This is a genomic window from Reticulibacter mediterranei (assembly GCF_016587455.1).
Genome location: NZ_BNJK01000001.1, coordinates 7655714 through 7677128 on the forward strand (window position 1 = coordinate 7655714; position 21415 = coordinate 7677128).

Sequence of the window (21415 nt, forward strand, 5' to 3'; positions counted from 1 at the left end):
AGACTGGCATAATGCAAAGAGGTTCACGAGCGCTAAAGAGACGCTTCTCTAGCAGCCGGAGAGAGTAAGTAGCACTCTAGTGCATTCAGTAATGAGCAAGCATGAGCATTTACTCCTCAAATAACGGCAAGATCGTTTATCTGCTTCTGGACTAGTATGACTAATTTCTTGCCGGGCGTCAAGGGATAGGAGATCTACGTATTCTTTGGGCAGTACTTCCTCTCCGTCTCCCGTGAATCCCAACATGCTGAAAGGTGTAAGTGTTATTGACGCCATTCTCTGCTGGTCCCCTGGTTCTAGAACGGTTGCGCTCGTTGTCAATGATTGAAATGCTTTTTCTTTCCGCTCACCTTTCGGATCTGGCTTCCATGTGGTGATGGGGGAAGTGCCAGATGGGAGCCAGATCCGAAAGGTGGGCGGCTCACTTTTCAGGCTTCCTCCCATTCTTGCGATCCCTTCAGCCGCTTCCGCAAGAGCCTGATGCACCTTCCACTTGCCAATGTAGAAATCAAAATCGGCCATCCTGCCGCTGGTCCATGTTGTTCTGTCCAATCACACGCTTTCTCCTGTGCCTCTTCATTATTGATTGCAGCGCAGTTTCCGCGCTGCAACGGCTTGCTCAACCGTTTCAATGGAGTATACAGGACAATGCAGTTAGGATTGCTCCTGTAATTGGGGGTTCTCCCCAAAAATCGAGGCTAAGCTCAACAAAAAGAACAGCTCACTGAGTCTCAAGGAAACAAACGAAAAGAAGTCTCTCTGTGTCAAATGACTTTATTCGCAAGAGAGTCCGAGAGCTTGACGAGCCTCGAGAGGATCAGCGTAGGCTTGCATCTGCACGACCTTGCCCTCCTGGATGGTGTAGACATCGGCAATGTGGCCCTCTCGCATCTGACCGTCTCCTTTCGGCCAGGCATGGAAGTGTAAGAAAACAGCAATCTTGTTCCCTACTTCTAGAATCTCTTCGGGGACGTTCTGTACTTTCTCGTTGGCAGCATAGGCGCGTGTGAGGTAGTCGATGACGCCCTGGCGTCCTTGATAGGTATCACCAGCGTAGAACTCTTTGGGTTCGATCCAAAGAATGTTTGGATCTATGTCAATGGAATCGACTGCTCCCTGGATATCTCCGCGACAGTAGGCTTCATACGCATGTCTGAGGCCATCAACAAGAGTCTTGTGCATATCTGGATACTCTTTCTTCCTGTGGTTGCTCTGCTAGAGCATTGAGTTGCTTTGAGTATACTTTGCTGAAAACAGAGAAAACAAGGGAATACCTATGCTTACAGCATAGGCAGTTAACCCTGACTTTTGGGTAAAACTTCTCTCTAGTGATCAAGCGGCGAAGGATGCGCTGGTTGCGCCAGAATGCGACGGCGGTGGTCGCTCTGCGGGTGAAGCTGCTCAATCACGATTGGCAACTTCCTCGCTCTGCTCGTTTGTTTCCTTGACACTCTGGGCCTTCTTGTTGAGCTTAGCCCCGGGTTTTGGGGAGAACCCCATTCAGGACACATGCTAACCGCTTTTTGTGCTATGTTATGAGGAAAGATGGGCGCTTTCGGGCTACCTCTGCCCAAAGCTCTAGATGAAAGGATAGCAGAATGGGAACTACCCTTAGCAAAACCCAACTCATTGCCGAATTGCACCAGGAAAATGCCTTCTGGCAAGCCTTGCTTAACGAGATTGGCGAAGCTAATATGACACAACCAGAAGTCGCCGGAGGCTGGTCTATCAAGGACATCGTTGCCCACTTAACCGGGTGGCGACGCCGGACCGTCCAACGCTTGCAGGCGGCGCTTTCACGCGAAGAGGTTGCACCGCCTCCCTGGCCGCCAGCATTGCAGGAAGACGACGAGATCAATGCCTGGATTTACCAGGCCAATCGAGATCGCTCCCTGGCCGCTGTCCTCAACGATGAGCGTGAAGTCTTTCAACAACTGGTGGATATCATTGCCGCATTTCCTGAGCAAGATCTCCAGGACCCTGAACGCTTTGCCTGGCTTGAGGGAGAGCCATTAAGCGGTGCGTTGTGCTTCGGCCATTTCCACGAGGAGCACGAGCCGGATATGCGTGCCTGGTTAAAAAGAGTCAGGGGAAGTTAAGACGTTTCGTATCTGTGAAGATTACGAACGCAAGGTCCAGACAAGCGGACACTCATCCAGATGGAAATGCTTCGGCTGCTCATCTTTCGTGTTGGATGGGCAACTGACCTGCATCCAAAAACGCAATCACGAGCAGGGATCAGCGAAGGGTGTGATTTGCCATTGCCTCTGTCCTCATTGTTCTTTAGAGAGAGATTCGTTGGATCAGCTCCATTCCAGTGTTGGCCGTTCTTTCTTCCTGGTAACAACGTTGTTGTTTAATATGATGAAGCACAGAATAGGTATAAAAAGAAAAGGCTTTTAGAATAATAAGTTCTAAAAGCCTTTTCGCTTACCTTACTTGCGTTTCTTGTACAGCTTTGCTAGAGTAAGTATGCTAACAATTGCTCCAGGTATAGCAACAAGCAAAGTGAGCGCGTCATGCAATGACATCTGGGTCCTCCTCGATGGTAGTACAAGACTAGCTCTCATACGCATAGTCTTCGCGTCGTCCAGACGGCGCCCACTGGAAGTATGAGTTCCGTAACGCCCAGAGACTCGCTACATCATAGGAAGATATCAATACTACGCATAAACCTGGCGATAGTTGCAAATAGAGAGATGAAATGAGCATGGACTTCTAAGTCTCTGTCAAGGCTAATCGCTGAAGGGCCAGAGCCAGACGTTGACACAACTCTTGATCAGCAAGTTGGCTTCCAGCTGCCAATTTTCCATAGAGACGATCAATCTCACGTTGCTTTTGTCTTAGCTCTGCGTCTTTAGCTGCCAGGACTTGCTTCTGTTCATCAAGACGCCGACGTAGGGCGGCGATCACTTGGTCTTTCGCTCTGTCACCAGCGCCTTCTGGCGGAGCAAGTCTATGCTGTTGTTCTGCTTCCCTAATAGCCTGAAGCAGATCTGGGTGGCTGCGGAGGAAAACCACAGAGACGCCAGCTCGCTTGGCCACCGCCGATCTCGTGACGGGATATTTTCCCTGTTGAAGCTCTCGAATCGCCGCAAAGGTAGCCTGCCGCTTTTGCTCAGACTTGGCCTGCGCGTTTTTTCGACACTGTTCAGCTCTGGTTTGTTTTGCTATTGTGGATACGCCCATCCCAGAAGCCCTCCTCTTTGATCGTGTTGATGACTTTTTCAGCGTGGGCTAGTTCCTGCTCATGTTTTTGCCGTGCACGTGCGTAAGCAGGATTAGCCCGCAACGCTTCTACGGTGATAAGCAAGTTTGTGGCTTTGTTCTCCCAGACGGACAAATGCCGCTTGTTGGCACGCAGTTTGGGGCAGGTAGGGCAATGAGGCGAGTCGTGCATGGGCAGATGCACACAATTGCCAATCCCGTCAGGGAGCGGCGACACATACAGCTTACCCACTTTGTTTTCGACCCATCCTCCGTCAGCATCGTTCTCCGGCTGGGCTATCTGGACTTGGCTCATCATCTCAGATGCAGAGGGGTGTTGCTTTTTCAGGCGGTATGCATCGTACTTAGCCTTCAGACTGCTCAGATACACCTTGACGTATTTTTCCGTCATGGTGAGGCTCTTGTGCCCAAGAAACTCTTTGACCGTGTAAATATCGATCCCTTGCTCGATCATGTCGGTTGCAATGGAATGTCTGAATTGATGAGGAGTGATCAGGTAGGGCTGCTCTTCATACGTGAGGTGGGAAGCCAACTTCTTGAGCGCAGATTGGATCTGCATACGTGAGATGATGCCTTTCTCTGTCCGAAACAAGTAGTGTGCTCCAAAGTGATCTGGAACCTGCTGAACACGTCCACACTGACGACGGATGGCATCAATCACTCCATCGCTAATACGTGTTGGTATGCGGTGTTCACGTGACATTTTGGTGTTCACATGATCGATACAAATCCACCAGTATCCATCAGTATCCTGATCAAGGCACCCACCTCTGCCGCGTTCATCTGGCGCTTTGAGATGGGCCAGATCTTCAAAACGCATCCCTGTATGACGTAGGATAAGCAGCGCATCCCACAACAGAGGGGTGAGGAGAGGAGGATCTTGGCCTTTTTTCATGGCCGCCTCTGCTTGCTCTATCAGGGGATCGAGTTGGTCAAGGACGTTAGGAGGGATAGGACGAGGAAGTGCTTCTGTTCGAGGAGGGATATCTTCATCCCAAATGAGGAAGCGAGACGGTCGAGCAAGAGTCCACACAGGCGATGTTGCCATGTACTCGAACATCACTTTTGCCTCCCGAAGCCCTCTACCTGCTTGGATAGCACTTAACTGGCTCATTGCAGGAAGAAGTGCTTCTACATGCCTTCTCCCCAGATTCCCTGCATGGACATCTACAGGAAACAATGCAAGCACTGTTTTGAGATGGTAGAGAACTCTCTTGAAGGTGTACGCTTTCCATCGAGGAAGACGTAACCGGAAGTAGTGCTTGACCTGCACTCTCAGAGTAGGATTGGCGATCCAGGAGAAGTCTACTTCATAAGTAGCAGGTGATACATGCTTGGGGTAATCGTGTTTGAAGCGTCGGACATCCCACACATCTTTCTGCAATTCTTCTTCAATATTTGTTGCAGCGGTTACTTCCAGATGAGAGGCTCGAACCAACCGCTGCCGCCGGATGACGCCTAACGCTTCCAGTTCAGCTACAAAGCGCTCATCTTTGACCGCTCTGTTCCATGCTGTATGGTCTTTGTAGCCCGCTAATCGACAAATCTGCAAGCCCGATTTGTTGCGGTTCTCTGGATCTTGGAGGACTTCAAGGAGCCGACGCTGTGGACGGCTCCAGGAGAGAATCCCTAGAGTTTGAACGACCTGAGCAAAACATGGATCGGTCATGGCCTGATACCAGGCCATATTCCCAGAATACCCAGCCGTTTGGCAGATCCGAGCAATGGATGCACACCGATATTCTTTGCGCTGAAGGACTTCCAGTAAGCGCTGTTGTATTGGGGTCCATGATCCTTCTGTGATGAGCTTCATGGCAGAGAAAGAAGTGATACGCTGTTCATGGCTATCTTCCTGTGCGTTGTGCTGCACGCTCTGATCTCCTCTCCTGATAGCGGTCGTAGGCCCACTTGCGATCTTCATTGGTTAAATGAGTGTAGGTTTGCATTGTCGTCACCACACTGGCATGGCCGAGCCGCTCCTGAATAAATTTCCAGTCTACCGCTTCGCCGTCTCGTAGGTAAGAACGAACCAGGGCCGTTGCATGAGTGTGCCTCAACACGTGAGGATGTAACTTGATTCCCGATTTCTCGGAGTAGTATCGAAACATTTGCTCGACAGCGGACACGTTGAGCGCTGCTCCGTAGGTTGAGCCACCATCCCGATCTTTTGCGCGCTTGTTCAGAATGATCCACAGATGTGAGGTTGTTGGAGATGCTTCGATCCAAACTTCTGTCAGATAGATGTCGAGCAACCCAAGAATCTCGCTGGGTAAATGGACAAAACGATCACGGCCATATCCCGCTTTAGCTCGTGCTCCGTTCTCATTATCCGGGCGAAAGCGAACATGGACTCCCTGTTTTCCAAATTCCAGGTCCTCCATTCTCAGGCCCAGGATCTCACCGATCCGAAATCCACCCTCGTTGAGCATGAGGCACAACAGGCGATCCCGGAAACCAGAGGGATCGCCATTCGGGTCCTGCCCCATGTGAATACTGGCGATGAAGGTCTGGAAATCCTGCTCCGACACAATAGGCGGGAGTCGGCTCGGTTCTTTTAGCTTTAATTCCATGCGCTGGACGACAGTCCGGCCTTGGCGCGTATGTGCCAGCAGATCACGTTCGGTCAACCATTTGCCTCTGGGGACATCCACGTAGCGAACTGGTGATTCTGAGATCATGCCACGACGCACAAGGAAGCGGTAAAAAGCTCCGACCACCTGAAGGATGAGGTTGACGCTCGATGCCGTCAAGGGACTGGCTTGGTGGATAGGAGAAACAGCGGCACTCTCGCGATACGGATTACACAGCCAAATCACAAATTCAGTCAGGTCCGCTGGCGTTGCGTCCAAGATGTGTAAATTACGCTGCCAGAGAAAGCGGTAATACCATAGCAGGCGAGAACAGTATGCCTTCAGAGTAGCTGGAGCACGATTCGTTGCCGCATTCCAATCAAAAAACTCTTTGGCGAGAGGAATGAAATCGTACTGGTCATCGACCAGGTAATAGATCCTTCCTCGTTCCGGTACATCAGCACCTACCATTTTGGGAGCCTTGTTTACCTCATCCACGTAACTACTCTACCCTTCACGACCTTTTCGTTTCTTCCCACAGGTTTTCGCCTCTAAAGAACATGATACTGATGCCACCAAATTCCTCTGAGAGGGCTCGTTATTATCGTTGTTCTCAGAGGAGTTTTCTCTCTAAAGAACTCATCGGATAAGATATGATTCAAAAAGTGTGTGGACAAGTTATTTCCATTTCATAAGTAGTCCACACTGGATGGCTCCGATTACGCGAGCGTCCAGATGATCCCTTGTCGGCAATCTTCGTCGTTTGTCCTGTTGCCAAGAGCGGCCTTACTTCGCACCGCCTTTGGGTTTTCCCCAGATGACTCTGCCAATCACGTTGAAGGTGAGCAGGCCATTCTGTGCAAAGGGCAAAAGGAGCGCCTGCATCTCCGTATCGAACTGCGTCGCTTGCGAAGCCGTCATCGTGTCAAGCGAAAGAATACTGCGTGCGTGCTTGGCGGTAATGTAGTCCTCAACCGTTTGTGAAACCGTGACTTCAGCCTCGTGCGTGCCTAGTTTCTGGAACAGCCGCTCCTTCTCCAATTCGGTGATCCAATCGAACGGCTGGTAGGCGGGATTGTTCGTGAAACGTTGCTCGATCTGGCGATAGCCTTCGTGCCAGGGAACCGGCCGTTCCTCAACATTGAGGATAGCGAGCAAGCCATGCTGTGTCAAGACACGTGCGAGGCGAGGCAGAACCACATCCCACTCCATCCAGTGCAGGCTCTCACCTGCCGTCACCAGGGCATAGGGCGGCTCAAGTTCCACATCCTCAGTCCGTCCATGCAGCCAGCGGATCTTCGGTGAATCTCCTCCAGGCAGCGTCCTGGCACGCTCAAGCATCGGAAGCGAACGATCGATGGCATCAATGCGTTCAACATACTCGGTCAGGGGACGAGCGACATTGCCAGTCCCGCAGCCCATGTCGAGGACAACGCGCGGTTCGTCTACGATCAATTCGTTCAGGATAGTGAAGGTTTCTGGCGAGTAGGTGGGACGCAGGTGATAGCGATCCACCACGCTCTGATCGGCAAAACGCTCGACGCGATGCACTTCATGTACGAAAGGATTCTTCATGCTTGTTTAACTCCTTTTCGATATAAATAGTGAGAAATCCAACCATTGATGATCTGATCAACCACGAAGCGAACAGGAGATGAACCGTTTCATTGTGAATTTCCACCTGTTGCATGCCGCAAATCACGAAAGCCGGCGGTTTCCCCAGGCGTCTCCACGGTCGATTCCTCCGTTTCGCGCCAACCACGGTATCTCAAAAATCGTCGAACCTTCACGCTCTTTACCACTATCCTAGTACATTCTGAGGAAAAAGAACAATCTTTGACTTATATCTTGGATCTTGTCCATTTTGACGCATTTCTACAGCAGTGAATCTAGGAAAAGTGTGCTAGTGAAACGAGAATCTTTACGATGGGACCAAAAGACAGGTTATGGTTCCTAAATGGGACCAATGCTACAGATATGAGGCAAAAGCAGAAGCATTTGTATCATGTGTGGTTGCTTTAAAAAGAGATGCGAAGTCGGTCGCTGGACAATTTATCCGCTCATGGAGCGGACAAAACCTGTGACGAATCACAAAGTGGTTTGCTAATCTCCCAGTGGTGACCAAATGGGTCGGCGAGGCGGCCAGTCCGCCATCCGTGCTCTTCGGAAATCGCGAAAATTTGGGTTGCTCCTGCGGCAATCGCCTGCTCGAACACCGCATCCGGGTCGTTTACGGTCAAAATCATTCGAATCGATTGATGGGAAGAAGACTCGGGGCTGGAGTCGATGTCCTCCTGGAGCCAGAAGTCCGCTCCTTCGATAGCCAACTGAGCAACGACAACCTTTCCCATGTCATCCTCCAGTCGGTATCGCTCGACCGCGCCAAATGCAGCTTTGTAATAGTCCACCGCTTCTGTCGCCTGGTGAACTGAGAGCCATGGGGCGATGCTGGTCTTGACTGGTTCGCCTTGAGTGGAGGTGTCTGCTGCCATGATTTCTGTCTCCTTCCTCTTCTCATCCTTTTCCAGCGAGAGCGTCGTGGAGGATCGGTCTTCTCCTATGACATGCACAGGGGCGCGTCGAATGCTGATCGCTTTGCTAGTATAGCACAATGAGCAAGCAACGCATTCTAACCCCTTGTCGGCCCAACGATCATCTTCACCTCTTTCCGCCTTTCCAAAACAGGCTCTAACTGTTGCTTCCTTCCTCTCGCCATCCCTGTTCTCCGTCAGGGGCAGGCCGTGTGATCTGGATGCAGTCGAGGGTAAAGTGGAACGGAATACCAACAGGGGCAGCATTCGGGTAGGCTCCATCGCAGAACACAAACATGCTGTTAGGATCTGTTTCGCCGTAACGCAACACTGGTTTCCACGGTCCTGGCCCCCAAATGCGTATCGGCTCGCTCCAATCCGCCATGTTAGGTGATGGGGTTGTTCCCTGACACCACCATAGCCCTGTCAGTGGCAGGTCTGCATTGCTCACATTGACACGTGAGAAGACGGTTTCGTAGCCATCCTTTGCTGCAATCACGCAAACATCGAAGACCCTTTCCTCTGGGGCGAAGACGATCTGATGCTCTGACCAGTTGGTTCGTCCATCAGGACTCTCAGCATATCCCTGCACCAGATAATCATCTTGATTGGCTCTTGCCACGTACTACAGTTTCCACTTTCCATCATGGTAGATCAGGTTGGGTTCATAGACGCTGCCATGTTCCCAGTATGCATTGGCGGTGAACACGGGCATGCTCTGATCGACCCGCTCCGTGCCGTTCCATTGGAGGTAGCCAATGCTATATGGTCCCGCTTGATGATGCGTTGCGCCCGCGTAATAAATGCGTTCGACCCATCTCTGTGCTTCTGGATCAAGGCCTTTGACGTAGGATGGACAATGGCGGCCACCTTTCCCGTCCCACCAGGAACTTCTGGATTTGCCAGCCAGGAGGGCCGGTTTCCTTGTGTCGGTTGGATCGAGGGTGATCTGCCACACCTCATCTGAGAGGGGCACTCCCTTTGGCAAGCTCGCACTCAACAGGTTGATCTCAGGATCAACTCCAGCGGCGAACATCCACCACTGGTCATCGCGTTTGACGATGGTGCAATCAGTCAAGGTTTCCAGCGTGCTGATGGAGCCATAGCCCAGACCCGCATCAAAGATCCGTGTATGTTTCATAGAGACATCCCTCTTTCTTTCGCTTCTCCTAGTGCTTCCTACAATTTCTTGCTGTGGAGTAATAGCTGGATAAAGCAACTCTGGCAGGAGAGAGAGAAACAGGCATCATCCCAACGGGTGAATGATGCCACTCCTTGTTCTTTAGCTAACTGAAGTTGGAGCCAATGATGTCAACAAAAGGAGGAGTTATATGTGCTTGTTGCAGTGGGTGCGAGCACCACCCAAAAACGGAGATCTGTTTTTGGGTAAGCTTCTGTACCCTTGTGGTTTCCTCTATTACCAATTTGTTTCTATAACTATCGTTTTTACACGAAAAAGCCGGTTCCCTGCCTCTGCAAAGTAGGGGAACCGGCTTTTTTAGAAAGGGATACCTTCCTATGCCAAGCGTACCACATCGTTCTGATGCCGTCGAGTACCCCCATCGTGGATTGGCCGTTGAATGTGGCAGTATTGAGATCTTGCTTTCGCTACTGCGTCATAGCGCCACGATCTTGCTGATGCAGGTGGAACGCACCGTTCCTCAACATGGTTCCTGGCTGGCTCGGCGAGCCATTCATCTGACAGCACGCAAGATGGAGCAGCGCGATAGCCCCATCTACTACTGCACTATCCCCGCTGTCCAGTTCCTCTTTGTCGGTGATCACGGTCAATTGATCGCCCCGGTGCGAGAGGAACGTGCCACCACGCAGGTCACGGCACGCGCACTGGCGGTGGCAACCAGTTTGCAAGAGGCGCTGGTTGCAAGCTTGCAGGCTGATGCTCGTGTGAGCCAGATCCTCACTCCTGCTCGCTATCGGTTGCCCGATGCCTGGATCTGGGGCGTGCAGACCAGCCTGGAGGGAACTGGCATTTTCTTCCAGCAAGACCGCTGGGTTCATGATTCCCATCATCACTAAGTGACACTGTTGTCTTACAGGCTGAAGGGCGAACACTCCTTCAGCCTGTATGTTTTGTTGAAGGAGAACTTGTCATGTCGTTATCGCTTGCCTCGCTGCAAGATGTTTTACGCTGCCCTTTTCCCCCGGAGAAGATCAGATTGTTACCCAAACTCCCGCGCAAAAACGAGCAGGGCCAGTGGAAGTGTTTAGCCTTGCCCTATGCCGATAAACGCACCTATGAAGATCGCCTCAATGAACTAGCCTTTGGCGAGTGGAGTACACCGTTGACGGCACCTTTGGTGGCTGGCAACAAGCTCATTGTCCCGGTGGCCGTCGTCATTTGTGGTGTCTCTCGGACTGATTATGGGGAAGCGTTTTTGAGTAGCCTCTCGCGCAAAGGGGAGAAGCACGAGGAGGAGAACAGCGCCACCGAAGCCTATTCTCAGGGGTTCCGCCGTGCCTGCGCTCAGTTCGGGTTGGGTCGCTACCTCTATGACCTGCCCAAACTCTGGTTGCCCTATGATCCCACCTCCGGGAGTCGTCCCATTCCCATCTCCGATGCCGAGCGCATAGCCTGGATCGAGAAGCTCTACATGCAAGCGGGTTTGCCTCCTCGTCCTGAACATCCCGCTGTTGCAAAACAGGCGGCATCTGATCCTGAACAGGCATCTCACGGTTCCTCGCTGGCCCCTTCTTCTTCCTCACACCAGACGGGAACCAGCCAACAACGCGTCGATACCCAACTGCTGGCCTTCCTGCGCCGGGAAACGACCCGGGAGCAACAACAGAAAGCCTGTCACTTTTATCACGTCGAGGATCTGGCACACCTGACTCCTGAACAGGCGCTCCATCTGTCCGATTACATTGAGGCTCGCAAGCAGGTTACTTCTGCGTAGTTGACCATTCCCGCTGTTTTTTAAGCCCTGAGCAACTTCACCCGCTCAGGGCTTTTTTTGTCTTTAGAAAGGTGATTGTGTGTATGCACGCTTCTGTTTCCATGTCTCATGCTTCCACTGCCCCTGAGCAGCCTGATTCTCCTAGCCAGCGAGCGGCCCGCTACCCTCTGCCCTCCATCGTCGAGGTCATTGAAACCGTCCAGCGCGTCAAAGAGAGCTATCGACCGCTCGCCCAGGAGGAGCGCGATCTGCTCCTCCGCTGGCCGGGATGGGGACCATATGCTCCCGCCTTTGAGCGACGCCCTGCCGAGCGCTGGCTGACGGTGGGGCCACAGATTCATATGCTGCTGGGATCAGAGGGCTATGAAGCTGCCAGCGCTGCTACTCCCACCAGATTTTTTACGGCCCCTTTTCTCAGTCAGGCCATCTGGCGATTGGCGACCCGCCTCGGCTTCTCTGGAGGGGCCGTGCTGGAGCCAGGATGTGGCACTGGGCAGGTTCTCGCCCATGCACCTGCTGATCTGGACATCCAGGTCACAGGCATCGAACAGGAACCGCTCACCGCATCCATTGCCAGTCTGCTGCATCCCCAGGCCCATATCATCAATGCCCCTTTGCAGGAGGTGGCACTGGCGGAGGATGCCTTTGATCTGGTGGTTGGCAATGTCCCCTTTGCTGATATTCCCATTTTTGATAGGACACTGCCCTTCAAGACGCGGCTCTCCCTGCATAACTATTGCCTCTACCGGGCGTTGGCAGCCCTGCGCCCTGGCGGCCTCGCTCTCCTGATTACGTCGCGCTACACCCTCGATGCCATGCATGCAGAGGCTCGCGCCATCCTGGGCGATCTGGGCATTTTCCTGGGGGCAATCCGCCTGCCTGGTTCCAGCCATCGCTTTGCCAAAACGGCGGTGATTACCGATCTACTGGTGCTGCAACGACGGCATGCAAGGTCTGTGTGGAAGGGGCACACCTGGCTTGGGGTCGTCAATCACGCCTTCGGTGATGTCGAGATGGAGGCCAATACCTACTTTGCCCAGCACCCGGAGCAAATCCTGGGCACCGTCACGCTCGGTCGTGGCATGTACCATGACCACGAACTCATCATCCGCGCACCCGACGATCTGGAGGCCGCCATTGCGCAAGCCAGCGACCGGATCGCCTCTGAAGCTGTTGGGCATCGCAGCCTCTTTCTCCCGCGCTTCGATGCCAGAGCGCTTGACCGCCCGTTGGTGCAGTTGCAGAGCGATGGACGCGAAGAGGGTTGCTTCTACCTCTTGCCGGAGAAGGGATTGGTGCAGATCTGCGAGGGTCAACCCAAAGCGATCACACGCACCAGCCTGCTGCCCGAACTGACGGCACTCGTCCACCTGCGCGATGCGGTTCTGGCTCTGGTAGAAGCCGAACGCGACTACGAGCGGAGCGATGAGGCGCTGTTGCCTTTGCGTCGGAAATTGGACCGCTGCTACGATGCCTACGTCGCGCAGTACGGCTTTCTCAATCGCTCGACGGTGTACAAACGCATCGATAAAGAAACGGGGGAAGAACATCTCTCTCGCCGCCTGCCACCGGCCCTCTCATTGTTCCGTACCGATGCCCATGCCCCTTTACTCCTGAGCCTGGAACGCTATGATGAGGAGCGGCAACAGGCTGAGAAAGCCCCCATCTTTTCCCAGCGCGTCAATGTGCCTCCTGTCTATAAGGAAAGCGCAGACTCCAGGGAAGAGGCGATAGCCCTCTCCCTCGACCGTTATGGACGGCTCGACTTTCCCTTCATTGCCCGCGTTACGGGTCGCCCCATCGAACACATTGCCGAGTACCTGGGCGAGCTGGTCTATGAAGACCCGGAGCGGCAGGAGTGGGAGATAGCCCCGCTCTATCTTTCCGGTAATGTGCGCCACAAACTGGAGGTGGCACGCAAGGCAGCGCAGACCAATCCAGCCCGCTGGCAGCACAATGTTGAGGCGCTGGAACCCCTGCAACCGGCTCCCATTCCCCCGGAACAGATTACCGTGTTGCTGGGTGCGCCCTGGCTGCCGGAGGCCGATCTCATTCAGTTCTGCCGCGAGACGTTCAAATTCACCCCCCAGATCAAGCATGATCGGCTCTCCGGCAAGTGGACCGTCGTCCCTCCACGTGGGGTGGGCGAAGCCGTCCAGATTAAGAGCATCTGGGGCACCCGTCGCGTCTCCGCGTTTCGGCTGCTCGAACACCTGCTCAATCATCGCACCACCATCGTCGTCGACATCGATGAGGAAGGCAAGCAGCATTTCAACGCCCAGGAAACTATGCTGGCCCAGCAGAAACGCAAAGAAATTCAGGCGCGCTTTCGGGCCTGGATCTGGGAGGAGCAGGCCCGGACCGAGCGGCTCGCGGCCCTCTACAACACGCTCTACAATGGCACTATCCCCACGAGCTACAGCGGGGCACATCTGAGCTTTCCGGGCATGGACCCCTACTGGCAAGAACATCTCTATCCCTGGCAGCGTGACTTCATTGCCCGCATGCTTACCAATCGTTCTGCTCTGTGTGCCTATCCAGTGGGGGCAGGCAAAACCAAAATTCAAGTCGCCGGAGCGATGACGCTGCGACGGATGGGTCTGATCAGCAAAGCGGCTATTCTAGTGCCCAACCACCTCTTAGAGCAAATTGCCGCCGAGGCCAAGCAGCTCTATCCAGGGGCCAATATTCTCATGCTCTCGCGAGAAGATCTGGACCAGGAGCATCGGAGGCTGTTTCTGGCGCGCATCGCCACGGGCAACTACGATCTGATCGTGATGACCCACTCCGCGTTCCAGGCCATTGATGTCCATCCCTCGACTAGAGCCGCCTACATGCGGGAGCAGATCAGGGAATACAGGCAAGTCCTCTCGCGCATCCCGGCTGAGAGTGAAGATCGGGCCGAACAGCGGCAGATCAAACAGATCGAAAAGCAGATCCAACGCCTGCATGAACGCCTCAAAGCCCTGCTGACGGTCCCACATGATCCCGGCATCACCTTTGAACAATTGGGCATTTCGTACATTATCACGGACGAGGCGCACTTTTTCAAAAATCTTGGATTGCCGACAAATCAAGAAAAATTGCAGGCACAACCGTCGCAGAGGGCGCATGATCTGCTGATGAAGCTGCGCTGGCTGGAGCAGCAGAATGGCACGCGCCCCTTTGCCTCCTTTTTCACGGCCACGCCGATTAGCAATTCGATGGTGGAGGCCTTTGTGATGCTCTGGTATCTCAATCAGCGCGTGCTCACCGAGCGGGAGCTTGCCACCATTGACGATTTTGCCTCGGTCTTCATCGAGTCGGAGGCCGCCATTGAGGTCACGCCCAATGGAGCAGACTTTAGGCTCTACGAACGGCCCCGGCGCTTCGTCAACCTGCCTGAATTTCTGCATCTGTTTACCACCGTGGCCGATATTCGTCCGCCCGATATCCTCGCGGAACAGCGCCCGGATCGGTTGGAACACACGATTGCCGTGGAGCCAACCGAGGAAGTCATCGCGTTCGTCAACGGGCTGGTGAAGCGCACCGAACGGTTGCATGAAGGCGATCCGATGACGATGGGCAACGGCAAGCTGGACAATATGCTCTGGGTCACAGGTGACGGGCGCAAAGCCGCGCTCTGGTTGGGATTGCATGGGATGCCGGAGCAGTACCCGGCCAAGCTGGATGCCATTGCGACCCAGATGACCACCGTGTATCAACGCTGGCAGGAGCAGGCGGCCTATCTGCCCGGACCCTACAAGAGCTTGCAGATCGGCTTCTGTGATCTGGGCACGCCCAATGCCGAGAAGGGAGAGCAGGTCTACGGCGAACTAAAACGTCTGCTGGTCGAGAAGGGCGTCCCGGCGGCAGGTATTCGCTACATCCACGAGGTCAGCGACAGCGATGCGGCTAAAGCAGCCCTCTTTGAGCAGTGTCGCAATGGACAGGTGGCGATCCTGCTGGGATCAACGGCAAAGCTTGGCACCGGGACCAACATCCAGACGCGCTGTGCCGCCATTCACCACTGCGATGCGCCCTGGCGACCCGATGAGGTGGAGCAGCGTGAGGGGCGAGGACAGCGACCTGGCAACCTGTATCCGGTGGTGGAGATTTTCTATTATGTGCAACGGCGCCCCTTTGATGCCTACTCCTGGCAGATCCTTTCCAACAAAGCGAAGTTCTTCAACCAGTTGCGCAACAGTACCACCATCACGAGCCGGGAAATGGCCTACTCCGATGACTCCTCGCTGACCTATGGGCAGGTCAAAGCGGCGGCGACTGGTGATGTGTTGCTCTTAGAGCATGCCAACGTCACGCTCTCAGCCGAGGCATTTACGCAACTGCATGCTTCCTATGAGCGCGCACGGGATCGGGATCGGCAGCAGGGGGAGCTGTTGCGTGGGCAGGCCAGATATGAGGAAAAGCAGTTCACTCGTTTGCAGCACATTGCCAACGCGCGTGCAGGCTATACGGGAGCGCATCCCTGGATGACGCCGGAGCGCCTGCTGATGACCAGCAAAGAGCGACGGCGGGCAGCGCTGGCCGAGCGGGTGCTGGAGGCGATCAAGAAACAGGCCTATTCCTCGAAGCTGGGAGAGTGGCAGGGCGTGCCGATCTTTTTGCGGATCGAGTTCCTCGCGGTCCACACTGCCACCTACACCCTGATGGCAGGAGATGCCTGGGAGGGCGAATCGCTCTCGTTTTCGCCGGGCTGGTTGGAGCAGGAGAACCTCTGGCGCATTGATGCCCGCATCGAGGAGTTCTTCTTGAAGTTGGATCTTCAGATTGAAGAGCAACGAGCCAGCATCCAGAAGAAGCTCCAGCAGGCTGAGGAGTTTGAGCGACAGGGGCAGATCCCCTTTCCCCAGGAGCAAGATTGGCAGGGGGTGCTGGCGCGCAAACGGGAGCTGGATCACTATATCGAGCAGGCGGCGCGTGCTCATAGCGAGCAGGCCTTACGCAATCTGGCCCAGCTCCGTGAACGGCTGCTTACGACAGTGCCCCAGGATCTTGTTGAGCGTCCCCGTGCCAAAAGTAGCGCGCAGTTTGTGTTGCCCCCGCGTGATCCCAATGCCCAGACCGTCGTGGAGCAGACACGCATTGAGGTGGCAGAGGTCGAGGCGAAGGAGCAGACCATTGAGCAGGTAGCGCGCACCATTCAACAGAGCGTGGTTGGCTCGAAGGCCACCCTGGTCTTTGGCAATCTGGAACCTCTCAAGAAGATGCGCAGGGAGAAAAAAGGGAAGAAGCAAAAAACCTCTTCAAAGGGAACCAAAACAACACCTTCTTCCTCAACCGGGCAAGTGAGCGCAGATGCAAAGAGGAACACGACCAGCAACGCGCTCCCTACGTTGTGGGATGTTTTGCCAGAAGAGTCACCAACGCTTCCTCCACCCCTACCCGAGCCTGCTCCTCACGTCCAGTTGTCACTCTGGTAAATCATTCCATCCCACGCTCATCAAACAAGATCTATCTCTGAAAGGAGGTATGTATGGATATTGCTTCTTTCTCCCATGTATCGGCCCATCTCTTTGCCGGGTGTGGTGGAGATCTCAGTGGCCTGAAACGGGCAGGTTGGCAGCCACGTCTGGCGGTGGAGGTGGATGCACATCGGTGCCGGACGCTGCGCCACAACCATCCTGGTCTCAAGGTAGTGGAAGGACCGATCCAACGTCTGACGCTGGTGGATTATCCGGGCGAGCCGCTGCCCTTCTTTTTCCTCACATTTCCGTGCGATCACTATACCGTGGCGGCCAACGTGCATGGCACCTGGACGGGCGATAGCCTGTATCTGGAGGCGTTGCGCGAGGTGATCTTGCACATGCCAGAACTGGTCTGCGTCGAAAATGTCTGGGGCATGCGCAAGTTCAAGCGGGTGATGGAGACATTTCGGGCCTTGCCGCTCTACCATTGCACCGAACTGGTAGGCTACGGCGAAGACTTCACCTTACAGCGCAAGAAGCGGCTGTTTTTACTGCTGCATCGCCAGCCCTTCGCCTTTCCCCCACTGGACCACTACGCGCCCGCGTCCCGGCCCACTGAGCGGCTGGCCGACTACCTGGAAGCATCTCTCCCGCCGCCAGCGATCCCACCCTACATCTACCGCCGGTTGGATGGAGGTTATCGGGATCGGCCCATCATCTATCACCCTGAGCGCACCGCTCCGGTCAATTTGTTCACCAACTATGGGCGGGATCGCAGCCTGTTTCTGGTGACTGATCCGCGCTGTCCACGAGGGGTGAGGCCTTTCCATGTACGGGAGATTGCCAACCTGCACGGTTTTGCTTCCTCGTATCAGTTCCTCGGACCGCTTGGAGCCTGCTATGACATGGTGATCGATAGTGTCATGCCCCCGATGGCCCACGCCATCGGACAGGCAGCCAATGACTACTTTCGTGCCATACCTCGACTGGCTGAGATTCCCCGTGCGCTTGGGGTCCGTTCTGTCCTGTCTCAGCGTCGCCGCGAGGCGGAACTGGAAGAGGCTAGAGAGGTGCTTGTAGCACCAGAACCGCTTGATCCTCAAACCACCCGCCAACTGATCCTCTGGTAAATCTCGCGTCATGTTCCCACACGACCCTGCTTCTGTGTCTGACACAGAAGCAAGAACCCTTTCAGTTTGCAAAAGGAGGCATCTTCATGCCCATATATACCGTCTATCACGCGAACGATCTCTTCGCCGCCTACCAGCACGTTTCAACGCACAAGCCACTGGAACGTGAACAGTATCATCCCGTTGCCGCTGTCGAGGCCGAAGCGCTGGAAGCTGTGTTTCAGCTCACCAACAGCATCGAGCAGCCCAGGTGGTATCACCGCGCCGTCACCCCGGTTCCTGGAGCCGTGCCAACCCGTTCGACCTCGGTGGGTGATGTCGTCGTCCAGGGCCGCAAGGTCTGGATCGTGGATCGGTTCGGGTTTACTGAAACCCGCTGGGTAACACGTTCCTGGCTACCCCGCCTATTCTCCTGGATGCACAGAGAGGAGGTGACGCGATGAGGCCGTTTCCACTGTTCTGGTATGAACGCCTGATACCGCCGCCCTGGATCTGGACCGAGCGGCTACAACAGTCTGCTGAAGAGGAAGCGCGCTATCCACGAGCGATCCGTCACCGTTTTGCCCAGGCGTACCGCACCCTGGCACGCGTAGAAACCGTCTTGTGGGCCGGTCGCCTGCTGCCGTGGATCGAGGATGGACGTGAGCAAGGGTATCTCACGGAGATCTATTACGAACAAACCTGTACGCTTTCGTTCAGTGTGCAGGAGAATCCCTGGAGGCACAGCGGCATGCGGGTGATTCGCTGTGCGACACTTGCCAGTCTGGAACAGGCGCTCGCTGCTCTGCATCTGCCGACCGAACCTGTTGTCCAACCAGTTCTGTTCCCAGAGGACGTGCTGGCTGAACTGGAACAGGAAGAGCAAGGTTCTTCACCTGTTCATATTCCGCTGACCCGCGATCTGTGGTATCGGGAGCAATTAACCATCGCTCCGCAACGCTGCTGGTAACTCCCGAACGTTTCATCCACCCACAAGAAAGTCATCAGGCTAGAGCGTGTCTGATGACTTTCTTTTTCCCACTTTTGAATGAAGAAAGGACTCTTTCTATGCATACCCTTCGAGAACACCTTGCCCACTATGGCAGTAGTTTGCTTTCCCCAGAAGAATTACTTCGACTCGTGCTTGATCTGTCTCCTGACGAAACAACGGGCCATGCCCCTCTGGCTCGTTTCCTTGCTGAACGCGGGATGCGCGGGCTGGCTCGTGCCGAACAAGGGGAACTGTGCTTGAGTTACGGTCTCTCACCAGAACTGGCGGCGCGTCTGGTGGTGCTGGCTGAACTCTCCCGACGCCTTGCCACTCTCTCCGTCGAACTGCCGATGACGATTACCACACCCCAGGAGGCAGCTCACCATGTCCTGCCACTGATGTCGCATCTGGAGCGGGAACAGATGCGCGTTCTGCTGCTCGATATTCGTCACCACCTGCTGGCAAACATCATTCTGTATGAGGGCACGCTCAAAAGCCTCTCAACGCGGGTGCCCGAGGTGTTTCGTCTGGCGATCACCAGACAGGCGGCGGCCCTCATCGTCTGCCATAATCATCCCTCCGGCAGCATAGAACCCAGCCCGGAAGATATGCTCTTCACCAACGACCTGATTGCAGCAGGCGACCTCCTCGATATTGCCGTCCTCGATCACCTGATCATTGCCAACGGCCAGTATTGCAGCATCATGAATGTGCTGGCTGGATCATCCAGAAGAGACGCCGCAGGATTTCCACTGGCAGGCAGCTTGATTGACGACGATCTGGACGAGGAGGTGCAGTAATGAGGCGAGAAGATCTCATGTCGTGGGTAAGCTGCTAGTATCGAGAACAACTGTTTGCTCTGGCGTGGTGTACTTTACCTCTAAACGACTGCCCATCTGTGCCAACCCCTTCTAATCACTCTCCAGCTTCACATCCTTTTTTCTCATCACCTTAGAAAGGACATGCATTTCAATGCAAAGAACCTATATTGCCCAGCGATACGCAGTGCTAGGACAACTGGGACGTGGTGGTTGTGGAGTGGTCTATCTGGCCCAGGATCGTCAGATGGATCGCTATCTCGCCATAAAAACACCGGTTCCGCCTAATGAATATGAGGTGTTGACCAGCCTCTCTCACCCCCAGATCCCTGCCTGTTACGGTTCTGTGGAGGAGGCGGGACGCCACTTTTTACTGATGGAGTGGATCAGAGGAGAGACGCTCGATGCCTCTCTGATGCGTCGGCGACCCATTCCTCCGCTGGAGTGTTTTCACATCCTGAACGAACTTGGAGCCATTTTCCAGATGCTCGGTGAGCATGATCCCCCGATCAGCTACATGGATCTGCATACAGACAATGTGCTACGCACCCCTGATGGTCGCTTGATTCTCATCGATTTCGGGGGAGCTGCCTTTTTGCCGACGCATCGCCGAGGGAAGGTGGGAGCCGAAACCATGCGCCGCTTTCTGGACTATTACCTCTTGCCACTGATGGAGCGAGGAGACACCCAGCAGCTCATCAGCAAGTGGGAACAGGCCTGGAAGCTACGGCTGTGGCGAGGAAGCAACATCTTTCTTCGGGATTTCCTCGCCTCCTGGCGCGATCTGTTCGCCGACCTGATTCCCACTTCACAATTGCAGTTGACAGCCTCTCCCGTTGCTCCATCTCATCGTCGCTAAAGCTCTACACATCTCTTTTCTACTTCCCTTCTCTTGTTTAAAGAACATTTGATGAATGTTCTCTCATGAAAGGATGTTATTCCGTGCAAAACCCATTCATCGCTGATCGGTATGAACTGCTGGAGTGGTGTGGTCGCGGAGCCGTTGGTCAGGTCTATCGAGCCTACGACCACCTGGAAAAGCGGCACGTGGCCCTCAAGATGCCTATCTCTGACAAAGAACATGCCCTGCTGGCGAGCATCGAGCATTCTCAGATACCCTCTTGTTATGATTGCTGCCAGGTCGATGAGCAGATGCAGGCGTTGGTCATGGAATGGATTGAGGGCGAGACGCTCTATGAGTACCTCCACATGCGTGATCCCCTCACGCTCGTTGAACTCAACCAGATCGTGGAAACGCTCTGTCTGCTTCTCTATTCTCTGGAAACACAACCGAAACCCATCTGCTATAACGACTTGCATAGCCGAAACGTGCTGCGACGAGCCAGCGATGGGCGGCTCTTTCTCATTGATTTTAGCCACTCCTGCTGGTCCCTGGATGAAGAATATCCTCCCCAGAGTGCCTGGTTGCTTCGTCAATTTGTGGAATGTGATCTGCTTCCTTTTCTGGAAGAAGGTGAAGCCAACACTGCCATCACGCACTGGTGCGAGCATCACTATCGCTGGAGTAGCAAAGGTAGAGAGGATGGAACAGTTCAAGAGTTTTTCCAGCAGTGGCGAGCATTGCTGGAATCTTTGGGCATCAATGCGACGGATGATTTATTGAAGACATCCTCTTGTTGAGTGGGAGACATAGAATTGGGCTGTGATCATTGTTCTCATTCCACACATGAGGTGAGAGCAATGATCACAGCCTCTTGAATAGGCGACATCAGAGAAAAAGAAGCTGTCATCTCAATTTTTTTTTGCAACATTAATCGATTATTTGTATATTCGCATAAGAAGATGGCGCGTTAAACATGGAACTGTTCCATATCAAGAACCATT

General features: G+C 54.2%; 20 protein-coding genes. 10 read left to right on the forward strand and 10 right to left on the reverse strand.

All coding sequences use genetic code 11. The features are described 5' to 3' along the window. Positions 1–48: 48 nt before the first annotated feature. From K3T83_RS32905 to K3T83_RS57370, 3 genes are all read right to left on the reverse strand, one after another. The gene (locus K3T83_RS32905; protein ID WP_220207152.1) at positions 49–552 is read right to left on the reverse strand and encodes a hypothetical protein; all 504 of its coding nucleotides are present in this window, start codon (positions 550–552) and stop codon (positions 49–51) included. Positions 553–774: 222 nt separating this feature from the next. After that, on the reverse strand, positions 775–1182 hold the full coding sequence (locus K3T83_RS32910) for a nuclear transport factor 2 family protein (protein WP_220207153.1): 408 nt from the start codon (positions 1180–1182) through the stop codon (positions 775–777). Positions 1183–1325: 143 nt separating this feature from the next. Beyond that, a complete protein-coding gene (locus K3T83_RS57370; RefSeq protein WP_268963496.1) occupies positions 1326–1451 on the reverse strand; it encodes a hypothetical protein in 126 nt (41 codons plus the stop codon). A gap of 147 nt (positions 1452–1598) precedes the next feature. Here K3T83_RS57370 and K3T83_RS32915 point away from each other — a divergent pair, with 147 nt between their 5' ends. Next, entirely contained in the window at positions 1599–2099 is a 501-nt protein-coding gene (locus K3T83_RS32915; protein ID WP_220207154.1) for a ClbS/DfsB family four-helix bundle protein, read from the forward strand. Between the two features lie 619 nt (positions 2100–2718). On the opposite strand, the gene K3T83_RS32920 is transcribed toward K3T83_RS32915, so the two are convergent. The 7 genes from K3T83_RS32920 to K3T83_RS32950 form a co-directional block, all read right to left on the reverse strand. Continuing rightward, positions 2719–3189, reverse strand: coding sequence for a DUF6262 family protein (locus tag K3T83_RS32920; RefSeq protein ID WP_220207155.1), 471 nt, complete (start codon positions 3187–3189; stop codon positions 2719–2721). Then, positions 3152–5098: a tyrosine-type recombinase/integrase gene (locus K3T83_RS32925; protein WP_220207156.1), complete on the reverse strand. Its 1947-nt coding sequence runs from the start codon at positions 5096–5098 to the stop codon at positions 3152–3154. Before K3T83_RS32925 ends, K3T83_RS32920 begins: the two co-directional genes overlap by 38 nt. After that, positions 5073–6296, reverse strand: a complete 1224-nt coding sequence (locus K3T83_RS32930; RefSeq protein WP_220207157.1) for a tyrosine-type recombinase/integrase — start codon at positions 6294–6296, stop codon at positions 5073–5075. Before K3T83_RS32930 ends, K3T83_RS32925 begins: the two co-directional genes overlap by 26 nt. A gap of 288 nt (positions 6297–6584) precedes the next feature. After that, a complete protein-coding gene (locus tag K3T83_RS32935; protein WP_220207158.1) occupies positions 6585–7373 on the reverse strand; it encodes a class I SAM-dependent methyltransferase in 789 nt (262 codons plus the stop codon). Positions 7374–7858: 485 nt separating this feature from the next. Further along, a complete protein-coding gene (locus K3T83_RS32940; RefSeq protein WP_220207159.1) occupies positions 7859–8290 on the reverse strand; it encodes a VOC family protein in 432 nt (143 codons plus the stop codon). A 196-nt stretch (positions 8291–8486) separates the two neighbouring features. After that, complete coding sequence (locus K3T83_RS32945) at positions 8487–8951, reverse strand: hypothetical protein (protein WP_220207160.1); 465 nt, start codon at positions 8949–8951, stop codon at positions 8487–8489. Between the two features lie 3 nt (positions 8952–8954). Continuing rightward, positions 8955–9470: a hypothetical protein gene (locus tag K3T83_RS32950; RefSeq protein ID WP_220207161.1), complete on the reverse strand. Its 516-nt coding sequence runs from the start codon at positions 9468–9470 to the stop codon at positions 8955–8957. 377 nt (positions 9471–9847) lie between these two features. Here K3T83_RS32950 and K3T83_RS32955 point away from each other — a divergent pair, with 377 nt between their 5' ends. The 9 genes from K3T83_RS32955 (at position 9848) to K3T83_RS32995 (ending at position 21211) form a co-directional block, all read left to right on the forward strand. Further along, positions 9848–10366, forward strand: coding sequence for a hypothetical protein (locus K3T83_RS32955; RefSeq protein ID WP_220207162.1), 519 nt, complete (start codon positions 9848–9850; stop codon positions 10364–10366). A gap of 74 nt (positions 10367–10440) precedes the next feature. Next, positions 10441–11244 (forward strand): Rad52/Rad22 family DNA repair protein, encoded by an 804-nt coding sequence (locus tag K3T83_RS32960; protein WP_220207163.1) that lies wholly within the window; start codon positions 10441–10443, stop codon positions 11242–11244. Between the two features lie 83 nt (positions 11245–11327). After that, a complete protein-coding gene (locus tag K3T83_RS32965) occupies positions 11328–16667 on the forward strand; it encodes a helicase-like domain-containing protein (RefSeq protein WP_220207164.1) in 5340 nt (1779 codons plus the stop codon). A gap of 53 nt (positions 16668–16720) precedes the next feature. Beyond that, complete coding sequence (locus tag K3T83_RS32970; protein ID WP_220207165.1) at positions 16721–17782, forward strand: DNA cytosine methyltransferase; 1062 nt, start codon at positions 16721–16723, stop codon at positions 17780–17782. A gap of 86 nt (positions 17783–17868) precedes the next feature. Beyond that, positions 17869–18225, forward strand: coding sequence for a hypothetical protein (locus tag K3T83_RS32975; protein ID WP_220207166.1), 357 nt, complete (start codon positions 17869–17871; stop codon positions 18223–18225). Continuing rightward, positions 18222–18731, forward strand: a complete 510-nt coding sequence (locus K3T83_RS32980; protein ID WP_220207167.1) for a hypothetical protein — start codon at positions 18222–18224, stop codon at positions 18729–18731. The genes K3T83_RS32975 and K3T83_RS32980 overlap by 4 nt, the downstream gene beginning before the upstream one ends. 98 nt (positions 18732–18829) lie before the next feature. After that, positions 18830–19552: a JAB domain-containing protein gene (locus K3T83_RS32985; protein ID WP_220207168.1), complete on the forward strand. Its 723-nt coding sequence runs from the start codon at positions 18830–18832 to the stop codon at positions 19550–19552. Between the two features lie 172 nt (positions 19553–19724). After that, positions 19725–20429: a serine/threonine protein kinase gene (locus K3T83_RS32990; protein ID WP_220207169.1), complete on the forward strand. Its 705-nt coding sequence runs from the start codon at positions 19725–19727 to the stop codon at positions 20427–20429. An 83-nt stretch (positions 20430–20512) separates the two neighbouring features. Continuing rightward, positions 20513–21211 carry a protein kinase domain-containing protein gene (locus K3T83_RS32995; RefSeq protein WP_220207170.1) on the forward strand — a complete coding sequence of 233 codons (699 nt, stop codon included), beginning with the start codon at positions 20513–20515 and terminating at the stop codon, positions 21209–21211. Positions 21212–21415 lie beyond the last annotated feature (204 nt).